Origin of the sequence: Streptomyces sp. NPDC006476 (assembly GCF_040612015.1) — a bacterium.
Classification (GTDB): Bacteria; Actinomycetota; Actinomycetes; order Streptomycetales; family Streptomycetaceae; genus Streptomyces; species Streptomyces griseorubiginosus_B.
The window spans coordinates 1-18,731 of sequence record NZ_JBEXPK010000002.1 but is presented as its reverse complement, the minus strand read 5'-3'; the positions used below and the strand labels follow the sequence as shown (position 1 = coordinate 18,731).

General features: G+C 70.6%; 18 protein-coding genes. 9 read left to right on the top strand and 9 right to left on the bottom strand.

Annotation, left to right across the window (positions count from 1 at the left end):
• Positions 1-62 precede the first annotated feature (62 nt).
• Positions 63-1,289 carry a phosphoserine phosphatase SerB gene (gene serB / locus ABZZ74_RS02135; RefSeq protein WP_356761133.1) on the bottom strand — a complete coding sequence of 409 codons (1,227 nt, stop codon included), beginning with the start codon at positions 1,287-1,289 and terminating at the stop codon, positions 63-65.
• A gap of 334 nt (positions 1,290-1,623) precedes the next feature.
• Complete coding sequence (locus ABZZ74_RS02130) at positions 1,624-3,489, bottom strand: streptophobe family protein (protein ID WP_356761131.1); 1,866 nt, start codon at positions 3,487-3,489, stop codon at positions 1,624-1,626.
• 240 nt (positions 3,490-3,729) lie between these two features.
• On the opposite strand from ABZZ74_RS02130, the gene ABZZ74_RS02125 reads away from it, so the two are divergent.
• The gene (locus ABZZ74_RS02125) at positions 3,730-6,243 is read left to right on the top strand and encodes an FHA domain-containing protein (RefSeq protein WP_356761129.1); all 2,514 of its coding nucleotides are present in this window, start codon (positions 3,730-3,732) and stop codon (positions 6,241-6,243) included.
• A gap of 105 nt (positions 6,244-6,348) precedes the next feature.
• Here the strand turns inward: ABZZ74_RS02125 and ABZZ74_RS02120 are convergent, their stop codons facing one another.
• The 3 genes from ABZZ74_RS02120 to ABZZ74_RS02110 all read right to left on the bottom strand — a co-directional run bounded on the left by ABZZ74_RS02120 (position 6,349) and on the right by ABZZ74_RS02110 (position 9,186).
• Entirely contained in the window at positions 6,349-7,101 is a 753-nt protein-coding gene (locus ABZZ74_RS02120) for a transglycosylase SLT domain-containing protein (RefSeq protein ID WP_356761127.1), read from the bottom strand.
• Positions 7,102-7,402: 301 nt separating this feature from the next.
• Entirely contained in the window at positions 7,403-8,488 is a 1,086-nt protein-coding gene (locus ABZZ74_RS02115) for an S-adenosylmethionine:tRNA ribosyltransferase-isomerase (RefSeq protein ID WP_356761125.1), read from the bottom strand.
• Positions 8,485-9,186 carry an SDR family NAD(P)-dependent oxidoreductase gene (locus ABZZ74_RS02110; protein WP_356761124.1) on the bottom strand — a complete coding sequence of 234 codons (702 nt, stop codon included), beginning with the start codon at positions 9,184-9,186 and terminating at the stop codon, positions 8,485-8,487. Before ABZZ74_RS02110 ends, ABZZ74_RS02115 begins: the two co-directional genes overlap by 4 nt.
• Before the next feature lie 227 nt (positions 9,187-9,413).
• Here ABZZ74_RS02110 and ABZZ74_RS02105 point away from each other — a divergent pair, with 227 nt between their 5' ends.
• From ABZZ74_RS02105 to ABZZ74_RS02090, 4 genes are all read left to right on the top strand, one after another.
• On the top strand, positions 9,414-10,562 hold the full coding sequence (locus tag ABZZ74_RS02105; RefSeq protein WP_356761122.1) for a GAF domain-containing sensor histidine kinase: 1,149 nt from the start codon (positions 9,414-9,416) through the stop codon (positions 10,560-10,562).
• Complete coding sequence (locus tag ABZZ74_RS02100) at positions 10,555-11,196, top strand: response regulator transcription factor (RefSeq protein ID WP_133048267.1); 642 nt, start codon at positions 10,555-10,557, stop codon at positions 11,194-11,196. Before ABZZ74_RS02105 ends, ABZZ74_RS02100 begins: the two co-directional genes overlap by 8 nt.
• Positions 11,197-11,364: 168 nt before the next feature.
• A complete protein-coding gene (gene chpE / locus ABZZ74_RS02095; protein ID WP_133048268.1) occupies positions 11,365-11,607 on the top strand; it encodes a chaplin ChpE in 243 nt (80 codons plus the stop codon).
• A 185-nt stretch (positions 11,608-11,792) separates the two neighbouring features.
• Positions 11,793-12,032, top strand: a complete 240-nt coding sequence (locus ABZZ74_RS02090) for a chaplin family protein (protein ID WP_208784238.1) — start codon at positions 11,793-11,795, stop codon at positions 12,030-12,032.
• A 76-nt stretch (positions 12,033-12,108) separates the two neighbouring features.
• Here the strand turns inward: ABZZ74_RS02090 and ABZZ74_RS02085 are convergent, their stop codons facing one another.
• A complete protein-coding gene (locus ABZZ74_RS02085) occupies positions 12,109-12,897 on the bottom strand; it encodes a hypothetical protein (RefSeq protein WP_356761121.1) in 789 nt (262 codons plus the stop codon).
• A 138-nt stretch (positions 12,898-13,035) separates the two neighbouring features.
• Between ABZZ74_RS02085 and ABZZ74_RS02080 the strand changes: the two genes are divergently transcribed.
• From ABZZ74_RS02080 to ABZZ74_RS02070, 3 genes are all read left to right on the top strand, one after another.
• The gene (locus ABZZ74_RS02080; protein ID WP_356761119.1) at positions 13,036-13,833 is read left to right on the top strand and encodes an ABC transporter ATP-binding protein; all 798 of its coding nucleotides are present in this window, start codon (positions 13,036-13,038) and stop codon (positions 13,831-13,833) included.
• 76 nt (positions 13,834-13,909) lie between these two features.
• A complete protein-coding gene (locus ABZZ74_RS02075; RefSeq protein WP_356761117.1) occupies positions 13,910-14,341 on the top strand; it encodes an NfeD family protein in 432 nt (143 codons plus the stop codon).
• Between the two features lie 131 nt (positions 14,342-14,472).
• On the top strand, positions 14,473-15,414 hold the full coding sequence (locus ABZZ74_RS02070; RefSeq protein ID WP_133048273.1) for an SPFH domain-containing protein: 942 nt from the start codon (positions 14,473-14,475) through the stop codon (positions 15,412-15,414).
• A gap of 121 nt (positions 15,415-15,535) precedes the next feature.
• Here the strand turns inward: ABZZ74_RS02070 and ABZZ74_RS02065 are convergent, their stop codons facing one another.
• The 3 genes from ABZZ74_RS02065 to ABZZ74_RS02055 form a co-directional block, all read right to left on the bottom strand.
• Positions 15,536-16,042, bottom strand: a complete 507-nt coding sequence (locus ABZZ74_RS02065; protein ID WP_133048274.1) for an HNH endonuclease — start codon at positions 16,040-16,042, stop codon at positions 15,536-15,538.
• Positions 16,043-16,185: 143 nt separating this feature from the next.
• A complete protein-coding gene (locus tag ABZZ74_RS02060; RefSeq protein WP_356761116.1) occupies positions 16,186-16,725 on the bottom strand; it encodes a YbhB/YbcL family Raf kinase inhibitor-like protein in 540 nt (179 codons plus the stop codon).
• A 44-nt stretch (positions 16,726-16,769) separates the two neighbouring features.
• On the bottom strand, positions 16,770-17,552 hold the full coding sequence (locus ABZZ74_RS02055) for a sporulation protein (RefSeq protein WP_356761114.1): 783 nt from the start codon (positions 17,550-17,552) through the stop codon (positions 16,770-16,772).
• A gap of 152 nt (positions 17,553-17,704) precedes the next feature.
• On the opposite strand from ABZZ74_RS02055, the gene ABZZ74_RS02050 reads away from it, so the two are divergent.
• Positions 17,705-18,346 (top strand): DNA-3-methyladenine glycosylase, encoded by a 642-nt coding sequence (locus tag ABZZ74_RS02050; RefSeq protein WP_356761112.1) that lies wholly within the window; start codon positions 17,705-17,707, stop codon positions 18,344-18,346.
• Positions 18,347-18,731 lie beyond the last annotated feature (385 nt).

Here is an 18,731-nt window from a genome sequence, read left to right as displayed (position 1 = left end):
CCAAGGCCGTGGGGCCCGGCACCGCAGCGGTGCCGGGCCCCACGGCCGTTCTCACGAGGGGATCAGCGGTCGTCGTGCGTGTCCGCCGCCTCGACCTCCTCGCGGGTGACGCCCAGCAGATACAGGACCGTGTCCAGGAACGGCACGTTCACCGCGGTGTGCGCCGCCTCCTGTACGACGGGCTTGGCGTTGAAGGCGACACCGAGACCGGCCGCGTTGAGCATGTCCAGGTCGTTGGCGCCGTCGCCGATCGCCACGGTCTGGGCGAGCGGCACGCCCGCCTCGGCGGCGAAGCGGCGCAGCAGCCGCGCCTTGCCCGCGCGGTCCACGATCTCCCCGGTGACCTTGCCGGTCAGCTTCCCGTCGACGATCTCCAGGGTGTTGGCCTGGGCGAAGTCCAGCCCCAGCCGCTCCTTGAGATCATCGGTGACCTGGGTGAACCCGCCGGAGACGACACCGACTTGGTAGCCGAGCCGCTTCAGCGTGCGGATCAGCGTGCGCGCGCCCGGCGTCAGCCGCACCTCGCTGCGCACCTTGTCCACCACGGAGGCGTCCAGCCCCTCCAGCAGCGCCACGCGTGCGTGCAGCGACTGCTCGAAGTCCAGCTCCCCGCGCATCGCCGCGGCCGTGACCTCGGCGACCTTGTCCTCGCAGCCCGCGTGCGCGGCGAACAGCTCGATGACCTCGTCCTGGATGAGCGTGGAGTCGACGTCCATGACGACGAGCCGCTGGGCCCGCCGGTGCAGTCCCGCGGCGACCACCGCGACATCGACACCGAGTGCCGCCGCGTCGGTCACCAGGGCGGTCCGCAGGGGCTCGGTCTCCACACCGGAGACCGCGAACTCGACCGCGGTCACCGGGTACTTGGCGAGCCGGAAGATACGGTCGATGTTGCCGCCGGCCTGGGCGATATTCGCGGCGATCCGAGCGGTGGCCGCCGCGGTGAGCGGATGGCCGAGCACGGTGACCAGGGAACGGCCGAGGCCGCGCGGCCGGTTGTCGCCGCGACCGGAGATGATCTCCGCCTGCATCTTCATCGACTCCGCCCAGCTGTGGACGGTGGCGCGGAGATCGCCCTCGAGCGTGGCCGCCGGATGGGTCACGAGCGCGCACAGGGTGAGCCGGCCACGGGTGACGACCTGCTCGATGTCGACCACGTCGACGGAGTAGGCGGCGAGGGTGTCGAAGAGGCCGGCCGTGATGCCCGGCCGGTCCTTGCCGAAGATCTTGACGAGGAGGGTCGGGGCGTCGACCGGAACGTCGGAGGTCGGGATCTGCGAAGCGCTCATGGTCTTCCCACCGTATCCGGCACCCAGTGCCGCCCGCCGCCGCGGTCCGCCTAGCGGACACGGAACAGTGGGTGTCGACGGGGTGGCGGGCGCATGACGGGGGGACCACGGCGGCCCCCCGCCGCCACGGGTGGCCGCACCGCATCCGGGCAGCCGCCCTGTGCCCGGGGAACGGCCCTGTGCCTGGGAAGGCCCTGTGTCAGGGGAACCGCCCTGTGCCCGGGAACCGCCGTGTGCCCGGGAACCGCCCCGCCCTTGCGAAAGCCGCCCCGCGCCTGGGAACGGCCCCGCGCCCGCGGAATCCGGCCTGCGTCAGGTGAATCCCGGGTCTCGCTCAGTGACCCCCCTTGGGACGGCCGGGTGGGGGAGGAGGCGGTGGTGGCGGGGGTGGCTGGCGGCGCCTGCCCTCGGGGGAGCGTCCGGTCCCTGGTCGCCGTGGCGGGGGGCCGTCGTAGGGCCGGGCCACGGTCGGCGCACCGTACACGTCCCTGTTCCCCGTGCCGGGCGGTGGTGCCTCGCCCGTGCCCTGCTCCTCGCCGGGGCCGGGACGCGCGTCCTCCGGCTCCCGCAGTTCCTCCGGCAGCTGCAGATACGGATTGGTGGCGGGGTTCGGCGGCCGGTACGACGAACCGGGCCGGTACGGCCCCGGCACCCCTGTACCCGGCTCACGCACCGGCATCGGGGGCGGCTGCGGCTCACGCGCGTGCCAGGGATACTCGGCGGTCCCGACCGGCGTGCCCGTCCCCACGGGCCCCGCAGCCCCTGTGCCCGCGGCCCCCACCGCCAGCGGCGCCGCCCGTCGTCCCGCCGCCCCGGTGACCCACGCCAGGAGCGCCCCGGCCGCCCCCGCACCCGCGCCCCACAGGGCGCCGAGCAGCAGCGCCATACCGAGGTTCCCGTGCAACCGGATCCCGGCGCCGAACGCGTCGAACCCCAGCACCGACAGCGAGGCGTTCACCGACACCTCCGTCAGCCACGCGAGCAACGGCAGCGTCAGCGCGGTCAGTACACCGAGCCGCACCGCACACCGCCCCGCGAAGGCGAGGGCACCCGGACCACGCACACCTCGGGAGTCCGTACCGCGCGCGGCGACCGGGGTCCGTACCGCCGCCAGCACGCCCGCCAGCAGCATCATCACGGCCGCCGCCACCCCGAGCAGCCACACCCGTCCGTCCAGGTCGGCCAGGCGGCTCAGGGTCACCGACTGGTCGGTCTTCGCGGTGAGGAGCTTGTCCAGCGGATCGGGGAGGAACTTGGTGAGCACGCCGGTCGCCCTGCCGTCGAAGGGGACGAACAGACCGATCGGGATGCCGAGCCAGGTGCCGTTGGGCGCACCCAGCAGCGCCGCTCCGAAGATCCGCTTGGGATGGGCGTCGCCGATCGCCGCGTACACCGCCGCCGCGCACCCCGCCGCCACGGCGACCAGCAGCACCGTGACGAGCGCGGAAGCGGCCGGCCGTACGACACGGTGCACGGCCTCCCAGCCGGGCGGCAGGGGCGTGCGGCGCGAGGCCAGCAGGGCGATCAGCAGGACGCCCGTCGACCAGCCGAGCCCGCCCAGCACGGTGGGCGCCGTGTCGACCGAGAAACCGACCGCCGCCTTGGCGTGGATGAGGTTGCCGATGTTGTCGGGCAGCAGCCCGCCGATGTTCCCGACGTCCCCGAGGCCCGGGATGTTCACACCGCCGCCCCCGCCACCGGCGCCGGGGAGCTTGTCCAGCCCGAGCGAGCCGCCGTCGATGGTGATGACGTCGTGCCCCGCCCACACCAGCCCGCCCAGTGTCGCGACGAACAGCACCACCACCGCGCCCGCGCGCGCGAGGAGTTCGGCCGGCGCGATCACAACTCCCGCGGAGCGCAGGGACCGTAGGAAGACCCAGGACAGCAGCAGCGCCCCCACCAGACTGACGCCCAGTGGCGTGATCGTGACGGCCGTATGGGCTTCCGCGCCCTTGAGGCCGAACGCGGACACGTCGCCGGACGGCGATATCGAACCACCCGCCCCAAGAGCCACCACAGCAGCGGTCATCGGGCCCAGCGAACCCGTCGAGTCCGCCTCCAGAAGATGCAGCCCGAGGGCCGCCGTGCCCGCCATCCCGATCAACGCCCAGCTCACGGAGGCGATCGCGGACAGCAGGACGTCTCCCCACGGCACCCTTGTGCCGCTGCGGACGGACTCGACACTCGACGACGCGCTCATGGCAGACCCCCCGATCCGCGGCGCGGCCGAGCGGCCGCGCGTGTCCCCCTCGCGTGATTTACCACTCTCCGGGTCGGTTTCAACCCCGTCAACGGAACCGGCGGATGCGTATGAGCGTGGTGTTCACAAGGTCCGACTTTCGGTCAGAGGGGCGGGCCTGAAATAGTTCCCGACGATGTTCGACATCCCTAGACTCCCTGTGATGGGGGTAACTCGGGGGACTACTCAGTGGGGCTTGGAGTGCCGGAACTCGTACTGGAATCAAATGGACGTACCTGGACGCTCGAGCCGTCCAGGACCTACACCCTCGGACGCGATCCGCAGGGCGACATCGTGCTGGAGGACGCCAGGGTGTCCTGGCGCCATGCCACGATCAGCTGGGGCGGCCGGAGTTGGGTCATCGAGGACCACGGCTCCACCAACGGCACGTTCGTGCAGGGCCAGCGCATTCACCAGATGGAGATCGGGCCCGGCTCGGCGGTCCACCTCGGCAACGCGACCGACGGTCCGCTGCTGAACCTCTCCGGCGCGGCGGCGGCCGTCGCCACACCGCAGGCCCAGCCGCAGCAACAGCCGTTCGCCGCGCAGGGCGCCACCCCCGGCTGGGCGCAGCAGGCACCGCAGCAGCAGGCGCCGCAGCCCTCGTGGGGACAGCCGCAGCAGGCCGCCGCGCACGTCCCGCAGCAGCACGGCCCCGGTGGTGGCGCGGGGGCGCCGCCGGTCTACGGCGACCGCAGCCCCACCACGTTCCACCAGTTCTCCATCGGCCGCGTGATGCGCATCGGCCGTGCCCTGGAGAACGAGCTGGTCGTCTCCGACCTGCAGGTCTCCCGGCACCACGCCGAGTTCCACTCGACGCCCGACGGCCGCATGGAGATCCGCGACCTCGGCTCGCACAACGGCACCTACGTCAACGGCCAGCCGATCCCCAAGGGCGGCTCCCAACTCCTCGGCCCGGCCGACATCGTGGGCGTCGGCCACTCCACCTTCCGGATCGTGGGCGACCATCTCGAGGAGTTCGTCGACACCGGTGAGGTGTCCTTCTCGGCCCGTCATCTGACCGTCACGGTCGACGGCGGCAAGCAGATCCTGAAGGACGTCTCCTTCGGCGTCCCGGAGAAGTCGCTGATCGCGGTCATCGGCCCGTCGGGCTCCGGCAAGTCGACGCTCCTGAAGGCGCTCACCGGCTACCGGCCCGCCAACCAGGGCGACGTCCTGTACGACAACCGCAACCTGTACAAGCAGTTCGCCGAGCTGCGCCAGCGCATCGGTCTGGTCCCTCAGGACGACATCCTGCACAAGGAACTGACCGTCAAGAAGGCCCTCAAGTACGCGGCCAAGCTCCGCTTCCCGGCCGACACCACCGGCGCCGAGCGCGAGGCCCGCATAGACGAGGTGCTGCGCGAGCTGAAGCTCGACATCCACAAGGAGAAGAAGGTCACCTCCCTCTCCGGCGGTCAGCGCAAGCGCGTCTCGGTGGCCCTGGAGCTGCTCACCAAGCCGTCGCTGATCTTCCTGGACGAGCCGACCTCCGGCCTCGACCCGGGCATGGACCGCGACGTCATGCAGCTGTTGCGCGGCCTCGCCGACGACGGCCGCACGGTCCTCGTCGTCACCCACTCCGTCGCCGAGCTGGCGCTGTGCGACAAGCTGCTCGTGATGGCGCCGGGCGGCGCGGTGGCCTACTTCGGCCCGCCCGAGGAGGCGCTGAACTTCTTCGGCTACGACACCTGGGCCGACGTCTTCTCCGCCTTCGAGAACTACCGCGACTACGACTGGGCCGGACGCTGGAAGGGCTCGCAGCACTACCAGATGTACGCCGCGGACATCGACGCGGTCGCACCACAGTCCGTACAGATGCCGCCGATGCAGGCGATGAAGCCACCGAAGCCGCAGGGCTGGATGAGCCAGTTCGGCACGCTGGTGCGCCGCTATGTGTCGGTCATCGCCTCGGACCGGGGCTTCCTGGCCCTGACGGTGATCCTGCCGCTGGTTCTCGGCGCGGTGAGCCTGCTCATCGACTCCGGCAAGGGCCTGCTGCCCAACCCGATGATCAACCGGGCCACCGGCCAGCCCGTCCCGAACGGCACGGCCACCACGGTCCTGCTGATCCTCGCGGTCGGCGCCTGCTTCGCCGGCGCGGCGAACTCCGTCCGTGAGCTGATCAAGGAACGGGTCATCTACGAGCGCGAGCGCGCCACCGGCCTGTCCCGCTCCGCCTACCTGATGTCCAAGGTCTTCGTGCTCGGCGTGGTCACCGTGCTGCAGGGTCTGATGGTCGGCGTCATCGGCTTCGCCAGCCGGGACATCCCGAAGCAGGGCCTGGTCCTCGGCAACGCCACGCTCCTGGAGCTCTGCCTGCCGATCATGGCGCTGGGCTTCACCTCGATGATGTTCGGTCTGATCATCTCGTCGCTGGTGAAGACCTCCGAGAAGACCATGCCGCTGCTGGTCATGTTCGCGATCATCCAGGTCGTCTTCACGGGCTGTCTGTTCGCTCTGAACGGCTCGATCGGCGCCAACCAGGTCTCGTACCTGATGCCGTCCCGGTGGGCGGTCGGCGCGGCGGGTGCCACGCTGGACTTCAACAAGATCAGCCCGCCCGGCAAGGGCAAGAGCAACGACCCGCTGTGGGAGCACACCGTCACCGCGTGGAGCATGGACATGATCGCTCTGCTCGTCCTGGGTGTGATCTGCGCCTTCTTCGTGGCCCGCTTCCTGCGCCGCCACGAGCCGGAGGTCATGCGGAAGTAGGAGCGGTACGACGCGACCGTGCGACGCATCCGTACGACGCGAAGGGCGGCACCCGTCAGGGGGTGCCGCCCTTCGGCGTTCACGCAGCAGAGGTCCGCGCTGACCTCAGTACGCGCTGTTGACGTTGTCGATCGAGCCGTACCGGTGGGCCGCGTAGTTGGCGGCGGCGGTGATGTTGGCGACCGGGTCGTAGATGTTCCAGGACGTGCCGGCGACGTGGTACGCGGTGAAGGTCGGCGGGATGACCTGCAGCAGGCCCTTGGACGGGATGCCGTTGATCGCGTTGATGTCCCAGTCGTTGATGGCGTTCGGGTTGCCCGAGGACTCCCGCATGATGTTGCGGTACAGGCCGTTGTAGGAACCCGGGATGCCCTTGGACTTCATGATGTCCAGGGAGTGCTTGATCCAGCCGTCGAGATTGTTGCTGTAGGACCTGACGGTGGCCCTCTTGAGGGCGGCGCGCTTGGCGGAGCGGCTCGCGGCCTCCTTGGCCCTGCGCTCAGCGGCGGCCTTCTTGCGGGCCTGTGCCTTCTTCTTGGCGGCGGCCGCGGCGGCGGCCCGCTTCTTCGCGGCGGCGGCGACGGCCTTGGCGCGGGCCTCGGCCTGTGCCTTGGCGGCCTGGGACTTGATGCTGTCGGCGGCGAGCCGGTCGGTGACGCTCGCCTTGACGTCCTTGATCGGCTCGTTGCTGTAGGCGACGCGCGACGCGGTGGCCTCGCTCGTGGTCGTCTCGGCGTTGCTGGGCACCGCGGTGAAGGCGATGGCGGCGGCACCGAGGGCGGCGACACCACTGATGGCGATCTTGTGATGGCGGGTCAGCGCACGACTGTGACGGCGAAGGTTGATGTTCTTGGGCATGGCAGACGGACCTCTTCGAATAGCGCGGAGGTCGCTCTTCGACCGGCGGGGGACACGGGTCCTTCCCGCACGAACGCCGCGGGCTGGAACCCGCGGCGCTGAGCGACGGCAGCCATTCTTAGCGGCCGCAAAATGCGGAGGCAAAGGTGTGACGTACGATCCCGGGTAGTGGATCGCAGATGGGCAAAATAGGACAGACTGGACCGTCTATGCCGCTCATGAGGTCAGTCTGTATCTCCTACCGACCTTCGTACGTGACCTGCGCCCTATGCGCGGGCTCACACCGTGCCCCCCGCACGTCTCACCAGCAGTTGCTGGAGCAATGCGCTGCGTGAGGATGCTCCTCCGGCAGGATGAGATGGACGTCGCCGAACTCGTGCCACAGATAGCGTCCGCGTAGCGCCTCCTCGTACCCGCGGTCGAGCGCCGCCCGCCCCGCGATCGCCTCCAGCATCAGCAGATGCGAGGCCTCCGGCTCGTGCAGCCCGGTCAGCAGCCCGTCCACCACCCGCACCCCGCGCTCCGGGGTCACCACCAGATCGGTCCACCCCTCACGCGCGCGTACGACAGCGTCCGGCCCCGCAGCCGACTCCACGGCCCGCACGGCCGTCGTCCCCACGGCGACGACCCGCCCCCGACCGGCCTTCACGGCGTTGATCAGCCGCGCCGAGGCCTCCGGCACCGAGAACCGCTCCGGATACGGCGGCTCGTGCGCCTCCGCCGAGGCCACCCCGGTGTGCAGCGTGACCGGAGCGAACTGCACGCCCCGGCTCACCAGCTCCGCCACCAGCCGCGCCGTGAAGGGCCGCGCCGCACTCGGCATCTCCGCGCTGCCCGTCCCGTCGGCGGACGGCAGCGCGAACACCGTCTGGTAGACGGACAGCGGCTGGTCCCGCTCGGTGTAGGAGTACCGGATGGGCCGCCCGTGCACACGCAGCATCCCGAGCACCTCCGCCCCCGAGGCCCGCCCCCACCACAGACGGTCGCCGCACGCGCTCAGCGGCTCCTCCAGGACCAGCCGCACACCCCCCGGCAGCCGCACCTCCGTCCCCGCGGGCCCGCCCGCACGCACGCACGTGGTTCCCTTCCCGTCGGGATCGCGCAGCTCGACCGCCCACCGCCCGTCGTCCCCGCGCGTGGAGAAGTGCACCACCACACGCGCGTGCTCCACCCGCCCGTCCACGGCGGCGGCCAGCGTGGTCGACGTGTTCACGATGAGCAGATCCCCGGCCCGCAGCAGCCGGGGCAGCTCCCGGAACGCGTGATGTGACACCTCCGTCCCCCGCGACACGAGCAGCCGTACGGCGTCCCGGTCGAGCCCGGGCCCACGCTGCTCGACCGGGACACGCGCCGACAGCTCCTCGGGCACGTGCACCGCCAGCGTCATCGCCCCTCCACCAGCAGCGACGGAGCCGCGTACCGCCCGCTCGCCGGCCGCTCGTCCAGCAGTCGCAGGAACGCCGGAACCACACCGGCCGGCGCGGGCCGCGGATCGTCGTCGTCCGGTACGGCCGCCGCGTACAGGTCCGTCGCCATGTCCCCGGGGTCCACCGCCCACACCCGCAACCCCGGCTCCTCCTCGCCGAGCACCGCCGCCAGCTGGTCCAGGGCCGCCTTGGACGCCCCGTACCCGCCCCAGGTCTCGTAGGGCTCGGCGGCCGCGTCCGAGCTGACCGCGATGACCGCGCCGGCCTCCGCGGCCCGCAGCAGCGGCAGCGCCTCCTGGACCAGGCCGAGCGCGGCCACCACGTTCACCTCCAGCGCCCGTCGCAGCCCCTCCAGGGGCAGCCCCTCCAGCCGCAGGAGCGGCTCGGCCCCCAGCGCGCTCGCGTTGCTCACCAGCAGATCGACGCCGCCCAGCTTCCACGCCGCCGCCACCAGCTCGGCCCGGTGCCCGGCGTCCGTGACGTCCCCGGGCAGCGCCCGCACACGCGTGCCGTGCCTCGCCTCCAACCCTGCCGCCGTCTCCCGGAGCACCTCGGCCGTCCTGGCGTCGAGCACCAGATCCCAGCCCCGCGCGGCCAGGGCCTCGGCGAGCGCTCGCCCCAGCCCCTTGGAGGCTCCCGTGATGATCGCTACCGGCATGACTCCACGTCCCCTCGTCGTCGCCGCCGTCCGACGGCCATGCCCACAACGTAGGAACGGGACCCGCCCGCCGGCCTCGGACGCGGGCACCAAAGCGGCGCGGCCCTTCGCCCTACGTCGCAGGTCCGGGGCCCCGGACCTAGGCCGACCGCCCTAGGCCCAGCGGCCCGGACCAGGCACCCACAGGTCCGATCCGCGCTGTCACACCCCGCCGGTACCGTGAGGTCATGAGTCAAGGCCCCCGCACCGGTCTCGCCGCCGTCAGCGACGCGCTGCTGGCCATGAGCAGGCATCTCGAGGTGCGTGACGTCCTCAAGACGATCGTCGCCTCGGCCCGTGAGCTGCTCGGCGCGCAGTACGCCGCGCTCGGCGTCCCCGACGACCACGGCGGCTTCGCCCAGTTCGTCGTCGACGGGGTCAGCGACGACCAGTGGAAGGCCATCGGCCCGCTCCCGCGCCAGCACGGCATCCTCGCCGCGATGCTGCGCGAGGCCAGGCCGGAGCGCCTCGCCGACGTGCGCAAGGACCCCCGCTTCGAGGGCTGGCCGTCCGCCCACCCCGACATGTCCGACTTCCTGGGCCTGCCCATCCGCGACGGCGACGAGGTCATCGGCGCCCTCTTCCTCGCCAACAAGCAGAACTGCCCCAAGCCGGAAGGCGGTTGCGGCTTCACCGAGCAGGACGAGGACCTGCTGGCCATCCTCGCCCAGCACGCCGCGATCGCCCTCACCAACGCCCGCCTGTACGAGCGCAGCCGCGAACTGACCATCGCCGAGGAACGCTCCCGCCTCGCGCACGAACTGCACGACGCCGTCAGCCAGAAGCTGTTCTCCCTGCGCCTGACCGCCCAGGCCGCCGCCGCCCTCGTCGACCGCGACCCCGCCCGCGCCAAGGGCGAACTGCAGCAGGTGGCCGCGCTCGCCGCCGAGGCCGCCGACGAACTGCGCGCGGCCGTCGTCGAGTTGCGCCCCGCCGGCCTCGACGAGGACGGCCTCGTCGCCACCCTGCGCACCCACGTCCAGGTCCTCGACCGCGCCCACACCGCGCGCGTCACCTTCGACAGCCACGGTGTGCGCGCCCTGCCCGCCGCCCAGGAGGAGGCCGTCCTGCGGGTCGCCCAGGAGGCCCTGCACAACGCCCTCAGACACTCCGCGGCACAGGACGTGCGCGTGACCCTGGCCCGCCACGGCACCGGCACGCTGCTGCGGGTCGCCGACGACGGCAGCGGCTTCGACCCCAAGGCCGTCCGCCGCGCCGGACGCCACCTCGGTCTGGTGTCCATGCGCGACCGCGCGAGCGGGGTCGGCGGCACGCTGACCGTGGAATCGGCGCCCGGAAAGGGCACCACGATCGAGATGGAGGTCCCCGGTGGCTGACGCAATCAGGGTGCTGCTCGTCGACGACCACCAGGTGGTCCGCCGTGGCCTGCGCACGTTTCTGGAAGTGCAGGACGACATCGAGGTCGTGGGCGAGGCCGCCGACGGCGCCGAGGGGGTCGCCCGCGCCGAGGAGCTGAGGCCCGACGTCGTCCTCATGGACGTCAAGATGCCGGGCATGGACGGCGTGGATGCGCTGCGCAGACTGCGCGAACTGGACAACCCCGCGCGCGTGCTGATCGTCACCAGCTTCACCGAACAGCGCACGGTGGTCCCCGCCCTGCGCGCCGGAGCCGCCGGGTACGTCTACAAGGACGTGGACCCCGACGCGCTCGCCGGCGCCATCCGCTCCGTGCACGCCGGGCACATCCTGCTCCAACCCGAGGTCGCGGGCGCGCTGCTGTCTCAGGAGGAGGCCAACTCCGGCCAGGGCAGGGCGGGTTCGCTAACCGAGCGGGAGCGGGAGGTGCTCGGCCTGATAGCGGACGGCCGCTCCAACCGGGAGATCGCCCGCGCTCTCGTCCTGTCCGAGAAGACGGTCAAGACCCATGTCTCGAACATCCTGATGAAACTCGACCTCGCGGACCGCACCCAGGCCGCCCTGTGGGCCGTACGCCACGGCGTGGCGGGCTGAAACGCCCTGCGCGGGGCCTCACGGACGGCAATACGGAGGGTTCCGCTCCGGACTGAGATTCATACCGTCGTGGGAATGTCCCCCGGATGGCGCAACCCCCGGTGAACTCCGCCGTTCTCCAGTGCGTGCTGCGGCGACTGCCGCGGCGATCGCTAGGAGGGCTCAGAAGTGAAGAACCTGAAGAAGGCAGCGGCCGTGACGATGGTGGCCGGCGGTCTGATCGCCGCCGGTGCCGGGATGGCCTCCGCCACCGACGCGCACGCCGACGGCCAGGCCGTGGGCTCCCCGGGCGTCGTCTCGGGCAACCTCGTCCAGGCCCCGGTGCACATCCCCGTGAACGCGGTGGGCAACAGCGTGAACGTCATCGGCGCGCTGAACCCCGCCTTCGGCAACCTCGGCCTCAACCGCTGACGTCCGCCGACAGCGGTCAGTGACCTCCGGCCTCCCGGTGCTCCGGGAGGCCGGTCGGCTTTTCCTCCGACTGATCCGAACGGGCAGTCGGCGTCCACCGCCCGTACCGCCCCCGTTCCCACCCTCGTTGATCAGCGCGCGACCCCCGGCCGGGTCGTCACGCAATCGCAGGAGGAACACTTCCCATGAACATCGCCAAGAAGGCCGCCGTGGCCCTCACCGTCGCCGGTATCGCCGCCGGCGCCTCCGCCGGTGCCGCGGTCGCCAGCTCGGACGCCGACGGCGCGGCCGTGAAGTCCCCGGGCGTCGGCTCGGGCAACCTCGTCCAGGTCCCCGTCCACGTCCCCGTCAACGTGGTCGGCAACAGCGTGAACGTCATCGGCCTGCTCAACCCGGCGTTCGGCAACAAGGCCGCGAACAGCTGACGCCGGACCGCCCGACGAAGGGCCCCTCGCGTCCGCCGCGACTCGAGGGGCCCTTGCGCGCACCGGCCGGGGACGCTCACCGCATCCCGCGCTCCCGCTCCTCCACATACGCGTTGTAGGCCGCGACCTGCGCCCGCCGAGCCGTCCGCTCAACAGGCCGAAGAGCCTCGGCCCGTGCCCCCATCTCCGCCGAACTCACCGCGCCCCCGTGCCCGTTCTCCCGGGCGAGGGACACCAGCAGACCCACCCGCTGCGCCAGCTCCAGCACCCGCACCGCCCGCGGCGGATACCCCGGTGCCAGCACCTCCCGGCCCCGCTCGGCCCGCGCCCGGTACGCGTCGATCGCCGCCTCCGCGGCCGGCCCCGACCCGGCCACGTCCAGCTGCGACAACACCTCCGTCGCCTCGCGCAGCGCCTCCGCCAGCTCCCGCTCCGCCTCGCCGAGCGAAGGCACGTCCGCGGGCGGGGCCTCCCGCACCGGCAGACAGTGCCAGACCACCTCGACATGCACATCACCGTCGGGCCCGGCCTCGTACACCTCCGGCACCAGACCCAGCGCGCCGCCGTGGCAGACCACCGCCTCCTCGGCCTCGATCGCCCGCGCGTTGAACTCCGGCGGACCGCTCAGCCCCAGCGGATGCCCCGGCGCGGGCAGCGCCACCCTGAGACCGGTCACCCCGAGCGCCCGCAGCCGCCCCAGCCCGAGCGTGAGCCCGACCGGGCCCGACTCGCCGGGCAGCCCCTCCATCCGGTGCACGGCGTCCTCCCCGACGATCGCGAGCACCGCGTCGTCCGGTGAGACAAGTCCGGCCAAAAGGGCGTTTCCCCAAGCCGCAAGGCGTCCTGAACGTGGTTCCGAGAGCATGCGTCCACCCTAAGGACCGGACCGATGGAATGGACCGGCCGACCGGTGGCGTAGATTTCTTCGAGGGCGGCGCCCACAGGCGCCCGCGACCGCCGAGACGCCGAGACCGGTCACACTGCAAGGGGAGACAACGCGCTCATGAGCGATGTTCTGGAGCTGGAGGACGTATCCGTGGTCCGCGAGGGCCGGGCTCTGGTGGAGGAGGTCTCCTGGTCGGTCAAGGAGGGGGAGCGCTGGGTCATCCTCGGCCCCAACGGCGCCGGCAAGACCACCCTCCTGAACGTCGCCTCCAGCTACCTCTACCCCAGCAAGGGCACCGCCACCATTCTCGGAGAGACCCTCGGCAGGCCCGGCACCGACGTCTTCGAACTGCGCCCCCGCATCGGCGTCGCCGGCATCGCCCTGGCCGACAAGCTCCCCAAACGCCAGACCGTCCTGCAGACCGTCCTGACCGCCGCCTACGGCATGACCGCCGGCTGGCAGGAAGAGTATGAGGACATCGACGAGCAGCGCGCCCGCGCGTTCCTCGACCGCCTCGGCATGAGCGACTACCTCGACCGCAAGTTCGGCACCCTCTCCGAGGGCGAGCGGAAGCGCACCCTCATCGCGCGCGCCCTGATGACCGACCCCGAACTGCTCCTGCTCGACGAGCCCGCCGCCGGCCTCGACCTCGGCGGCCGCGAGGACCTCGTACGCCGTCTCGGCCGTCTCGCCCGCGACCCGATCGCCCCCTCGATGCTGATGGTCACCCACCACGTCGAGGAGATCGCCCCCGGCTTCACCCACGTCCTGATGATCCGCCAGGGCAAGGTCCTCACCGCCGGCCCCCTGGAGCTCGAACTCACCTCCCGCAACCTCTCCCTCTGCTTCGGCCTCCCGCTCGTGGTGGAACAGGCCGGCGATCGCTGGACGGCCCGCGGCCTCCCGCTGTCCTGACTCCTCGGCAACAACTGGGGGGTTACGGACTTTTGCGCCCTGTCCGGGAACGGACCGCCGGTCCTACCATGACCATGTGAACGACATCGACGCCTGGGTGTGGTGGCTGGTCGGCGCGGCCGCGCTCGGAATCCCGCTCGTGGTAACGGCAATGCCGGAGTTCGGCATGCTCGCGGTGGGAGCCGTCGCCGCCGCGGTCTTCGCCGGACTCGGCTTCGGCGCCGTGGCCCAGGTGCTCACCTTCGTCGTCGTCTCGGTCGCTCTGATCGCCGTCGTCCGGCCCATCGCCGTCCGGCACAGCAGACAGCGTCCCCAACTCGCCACAGGCGTCGACGCGTTGAAGGGTAAACAAGCCGTCGTCCTCGAACGGGTCGACGGCTCCGGTGGCCGGATCAAGCTCGCCGGCGAAGTCTGGTCGGCCCGCTCCCTCGACACCGAACGCTCCTACGACGTAGGCCAGGAGGTGGACGTTGTGGAGATCGAGGGGGCGACCGCGATCGTCATCTGACCTCGTACGACTCAACTGAACCGAACGGTACCCGAGTTGCACGACGGTCTGTCAGACTCGACCAGCAAGATCTTCAACAAGCATAAGATCTTCCGAGAGCGCCGAGGCGGAGAAGGGTACGGGGAACGACGATGGAACCGGTCATCATCGTCCTGATCATTCTGGTGGTGTTGGTCTTCATCGCCCTGATCAGGACCATCCAAGTCATCCCACAGGCCAGCGCCGCCATCGTGGAGCGCTTCGGCCGCTACACGCGGACGCTGAACGCCGGCCTCAACATCGTCGTCCCGTTCATCGACACCATCCGCAACCGCATCGACCTGCGCGAACAGGTCGTACCGTTCCCGCCGCAGCCGGTGATCACCCAGGACAACCTGGTCGTCAACATCGACACGGTCATCTACTACCAGGTGACGGACGCCCGCGCGGCCACCTACGAAGTCGCCAGCTACATCCAGGCCATCGAGCAGCTGACGGTCACCACCCTCCGCAACATCATCGGTGGCATGGACCTGGAGCGGACCCTGACCTCCCGCGAGGAGATCAACGCGGCCCTGCGCGGCGTCCTCGACGAGGCCACCGGCAAGTGGGGCATCCGCGTCAACCGCGTGGAACTGAAGGCGATCGAGCCGCCGACCTCCATCCAGGACTCGATGGAGAAGCAGATGCGCGCCGACCGTGACAAGCGCGCCGCGATCCTCACCGCCGAAGGTACGCGCCAGGCCGCCATCCTCACCGCGGAGGGCGAGAAGCAGTCCCAGATCCTGCGTGCCGAGGGTGAGGCCAAGGCCGCCGCCCTGCGTGCCGAGGGCGAGGCCCAGGCCGTCCGCACGGTCTTCGAGGCCATCCACGCCGGCGACCCCGACCAGAAGCTCCTCAGCTACCAGTACCTGCAGATGCTGCCCAAGATCGCCGAAGGCGACGCCAACAAGCTCTGGATCGTCCCCAGTGAGATCGGCGACGCCCTCAAGGGCCTGTCCGGCGCGATGGGCAACTTCGGCGTGGGCGGCGGCTCGAACGGCGGTGGCTCCGAGAAGGCCACGGAACGCCGCGAGAACCCGTCCATAGACTGAGCGCCCGTACGTACCAAACCGCCGTTCCCCGCACCCACCTCAGGGGCGCGGGGAACGGCGAGACAAGCCACACCCATACAGCCGGCAGCCGCAGAACTACCGGAACCCGGCAGACGCTCCGCTAAGCGGCGTCCATGGCCAACCAATCAGGCAGCGCCTCGAACTCCTCGGCGCCAAGAGCCAGCAGCATCGCGTCACGCGGCGTCGGCTCGAACGGCTGCCTGAGCAGCGGCATCCCCGCCTGCTCCGGAGTCCGGTCCGCCTTGCGGTGGTTGTCCTCCGCGCACGAGGCCACCGTGTTCAGCCAGGAGTCCGTGCCACCCTGCGCCCGCGGCACCACGTGGTCCACGGTCGTGGCCCGGCGACCGCAGTACGCGCACCTGTGCCGGTCCCTGACCAGCACACCCCGCCTGGACCACGGGGCTTGTCTTCGGAACGGCACCCGTACATACCTGCAGAGCCTGATCACCCGGGGCACGGGTATGTCCACATCGGCGCCCCGCATGCGCAGTTCGGGGTGGGCCTGCTCGACGACGGCCTTGTCCTGCAGCACCAGGACAACGGCTCGGTTCAGCGTCACCGTCGACAGCGGCTCGAAGCTCGCGTTCAAGACCAGCGTGTCCCGCATCCAGCCCACCTCCTCTGTGCACCGGCCCACCCCCTGGCGGGCTGGATCAACTCTGGCCGGGCACGCCGAGATGGACAACGCAATAAAAACTGCCCGCCCCTGATCAATTCCAAGACCAGGGGCGGGCAAACGTTCCATGAACGTCAGTCTTCGGCGGGCACCTCGTACTCACCGATCAGCTGGGCACGCGCGATCGCGTGGAACCGCAGATTGAAGCCGACGACCGCCGGCGTGACGTCCGCGTCCGGTCCGAGCTTCTCCTGGTCCACTGCGTACACCGTGAACACGTACCGGTGCGGCCCGTCACCGGCGGGCGGAGCCGCGCCCCCGAAGTCCTTGGACGCGTAGTCGTTGCGCACCTGGATCGCGCCCTCGGGCAGGCCCTCGAACTTGCCGCTGCCCGCGCCCGCCGGCAACTCCGTCACCGAGGCCGGGATGTCGAACACGACCCAGTGCCAGAACCCGCTGCCCGTCGGGGCGTCCGGGTCGTAGCAGGTCACGGCGAAGCTCTTGGTCTCGGCGGGGAAGCCCTCCCACCGCAGCTGCGGCGAGGTGTTGCCGCCCGCGTAGACCTGAGCATCCTTGAGCGTGGCGCCCTCCTGGACGTCCTCACTCGTCACCGTGAACGACGGCACGGGCGGGTGGAAGTCGTGGGGGAGCGGCCGCCGCTTGAGCTCGGTCACCTCGGTACCTCCTGATCGAATGACGTGAATCAGCGGTTCCGAGCCTAGAACCAGTTGCGCTTGCTGCCGACCTCGGACAGCCACTGGTTCAGATAAGCCGCCCAGTCGGTCCCGTGGAAGTCGTGCAGACCCACCTGGAAGGACCGGTAGGTGTCACTGCCCTCGCTGAACAGCCCCGGCTTCTTGTCCATCTCCAGCACGACGTCCATCGCGTGCTCGTCGGCCACGAAGCTCAGCTCGACCTGGTTCAGCCCGCGGTACTGGGACGGCGGGTAGAACTCGATCTCCTGGTAGAACGGCAGCCGCTGCCGGGTCCCCCGGATGTGACCGCGCTCCATGTCCGCGTTCTTGAAGCGGAAGCCCAGCTGGATGAAGGCGTCCAGGATCGCCTTCTGCGCCGGCAGCGGGTGCACGTTGATCGGGTCCAGGTCACCGGAGTCGATCGCACGCGCGATCGCCAGCTCCGTCGTCACCCCGATGTGCATCCCGCGCAGCGACTGCCCGTCGATCATCGTGATCGGCGTCTCCCACGGGATCTCCAGCCCGAACGGCACCGCGTGCACGGCCCCGGCCTGCAGCTCGAAGGCCCCACCGAGCCGCACCTTGGTGAACTCGATGTTCTGCTTGTACTCCTCGTCGCCGCTCTCCACCTCGACCTTGGCCTGCAGTCCGACGGACAGTCCCTCGATGTCCTGGTTCACGGACCCGCCCTGGATCCGCACCTCCCCCTGGACCACGCCACCGGGAACGACGTTGACCTCGGTCAGCACCGTCTCCACCGAAGCCCCGCCGGCCCCCAGACTCGCGAGCAGCTTCTTGAACGCCATGTCTCTCCCTCTGCGTGTACGTGCCGTACGTCCGGACCCTTGATCCCTGTAAACGCGATCCGGTCACGACCGGTTCCGCCCCACACCCTGGCAAGAAGGGGAAACCTTGACCACCCCTTGGCATCCAGCCGCCTGGACTACGCTCGGACGCCATGATCGCGCCCCCGGACCGTACGCCACTCCCCAGGGAGTTCTTCGACCGCCCCGTCCAGGACGTCGCCCCGGACCTCCTCGGCCGCATCCTCGTGCGCACCACCCCCGACGGTCCGATAGCCGTGCGCCTCACGGAGGTGGAGGCGTACGACGGCCCGAACGACCCCGGCTCCCATGCCTATCGCGGCCGCACGCCCCGCAATGACGTGATGTTCGGTCCCCCCGGTCATGTGTACGTCTACTTCACCTACGGCATGTGGTTCTGCATGAACCTCGTCTGCGGCCCCGAGGGCCGGGCGAGCGCGGTCCTGCTCCGCGCCGGCGAGGTGATCGAGGGCGCCGAACTCGCACGCAAACGTCGACTCTCGGCCCGCAACGACAAGGAACTGGCCAAAGGCCCGGCCCGCCTGGCCACGGCCCTGGGGGTGGACCGAAGCCTCGACGGTACGGACGCGTGCGCCGTCGGCGACACCCCCTTGCGCATGCTCACGGGCACCCCGATCGCCTCCGACCAGGTACTCAGCGGTCCCCGCACCGGAGTGGCCGGCGAAGGAGGCGTCCACCCCTGGCGCTACTGGGTCGCCAACGACCCGACGGTGAGCCCTTATCGAGCCCATACGCCGAGGCGCCGCCGAAGTTGACGCTGCCCTGGAAGGTGCGTAATGTAGCCCAAGCCGCTTGAACCGGGTACGGCGATCCGCCAGCAGCCGGAAGCGGCCAAACCACTACCTACGATCACCCCTCAACGGGGTCGAATTCGTCATGTCCGCATGTCTGAATTCGAACTCGCGGAACTCGATTATGAGCTCTCCGGGGAATCGGCTAACGTAGTGAATGCCGAAAGGCCCCGCCGACTGGGAATCAAGCCCGAAAGGGTCTGATAGAGTCGGAAACGCAAGACCGAAGGGAAGCGCCCGGAGGAAAGCCCGGAAGGGTGAGTACGAAGGAAGCGTCCGTTCCTTGAGAACTCAACAGCGTGCCAAAAATCAACGCCAGATATGTTGATACCCCGTTCCCGGCCGGTTC

Coding starts and splice junctions, on each gene's coding strand:
- serB (WP_356761133.1), bottom strand. CDS start 1,289: ATGAGCGCTTCGCAGATCCCGACCTCCGACGTTCCGGTCGACGCCCCG.
- ABZZ74_RS02130 (WP_356761131.1), bottom strand. CDS start 3,489: ATGAGCGCGTCGTCGAGTGTCGAGTCCGTCCGCAGCGGCACAAGGGTG.
- ABZZ74_RS02120 (WP_356761127.1), bottom strand. CDS start 7,101: ATGCCCAAGAACATCAACCTTCGCCGTCACAGTCGTGCGCTGACCCGC.
- ABZZ74_RS02115 (WP_356761125.1), bottom strand. CDS start 8,488: ATGACGCTGGCGGTGCACGTGCCCGAGGAGCTGTCGGCGCGTGTCCCG.
- ABZZ74_RS02110 (WP_356761124.1), bottom strand. CDS start 9,186: ATGCCGGTAGCGATCATCACGGGAGCCTCCAAGGGGCTGGGGCGAGCG.
- ABZZ74_RS02105 (WP_356761122.1), top strand. CDS start 9,414: ATGAGTCAAGGCCCCCGCACCGGTCTCGCCGCCGTCAGCGACGCGCTG.
- ABZZ74_RS02090 (WP_208784238.1), top strand. CDS start 11,793: ATGAACATCGCCAAGAAGGCCGCCGTGGCCCTCACCGTCGCCGGTATC.
- ABZZ74_RS02085 (WP_356761121.1), bottom strand. CDS start 12,897: ATGCTCTCGGAACCACGTTCAGGACGCCTTGCGGCTTGGGGAAACGCC.
- ABZZ74_RS02080 (WP_356761119.1), top strand. CDS start 13,036: ATGAGCGATGTTCTGGAGCTGGAGGACGTATCCGTGGTCCGCGAGGGC.
- ABZZ74_RS02070 (WP_133048273.1), top strand. CDS start 14,473: ATGGAACCGGTCATCATCGTCCTGATCATTCTGGTGGTGTTGGTCTTC.
- ABZZ74_RS02065 (WP_133048274.1), bottom strand. CDS start 16,042: ATGCGGGACACGCTGGTCTTGAACGCGAGCTTCGAGCCGCTGTCGACG.
- ABZZ74_RS02055 (WP_356761114.1), bottom strand. CDS start 17,552: ATGGCGTTCAAGAAGCTGCTCGCGAGTCTGGGGGCCGGCGGGGCTTCG.
- ABZZ74_RS02050 (WP_356761112.1), top strand. CDS start 17,705: ATGATCGCGCCCCCGGACCGTACGCCACTCCCCAGGGAGTTCTTCGAC.